This window comes from Neisseria sp. P0021.S007, assembly GCF_051956855.1.
Map to the genome: position 1 here is coordinate 1 of NZ_JBQCXA010000464.1, position 719 is coordinate 719.

Annotated in this window: 1 protein-coding gene; it reads right to left on the reverse strand. The window is 40.8% G+C overall.

The features are described 5' to 3' along the window. Positions 1-385: TonB-dependent receptor plug domain-containing protein (locus ACTHUR_RS14020; protein ID WP_440399159.1), on the reverse strand; the 385-nt coding region annotated here is incomplete at its 3' end. Positions 386-719: the final 334 nt, after the last annotated feature.

Genomic DNA, 719 nt, shown 5'->3' on the forward strand with positions numbered 1-719 from the left:
GTACGGAGACGATTTTGACCAGCGCAGGGTCGATGATGAAACGGCCTTGGTGATACAGTATTTGGCTGTCGGAATAGGCGTTGTCCACCTTGATGTCGACAGAGTTCTGACCCATGCCGCGCAAGGTCATGTGTTGGGATGTGCCGTTACCGCCGCCGAAATCGATGGCAGGTTCTTCTTTTAATAATTCGCGCAAATCGGTTGATGTGCTTTCGTCTTTTTGACGAAGGGTGACGATATTGGTTTTGATTTTGCTGCCTTGGCGGTCACCTTTAACGGTAACGGTATCAAGCACAACATTGTCTTTGGCTTCATTTTCTGCGTGTGCAAAACCGGCTGCCAGTGTCAGTGACAGCAGGCTTAGTCGGAACAGGGGCGTATTCATTGAAAATGTCCTTAATAAAATGACAGTAATAAAAAAATAAAAGCAAATCCAAATCAAAGAGGAATTATCTTTAAAATATGCAATTAAGAATAATCATCATTTATAATAATGCATTAAAAAGGAATAGTTGTAAAGAGTTGTGCTGCATTTGTAAAGAAATTGTGTTGTTTTTAAACGAATTTTGCAGTTTGTATGTCAGGCCGTCTGAAAAATAAGTGATCGGGCATTTTTGCGTATGAAAATATTTGGAAAGACTGCATAGAATTTTTTACTTTTTCCCTTGAATTTGTCGCAAACAACCCAAATCTACCCGCCATTACGGCAGGCTTTCTAC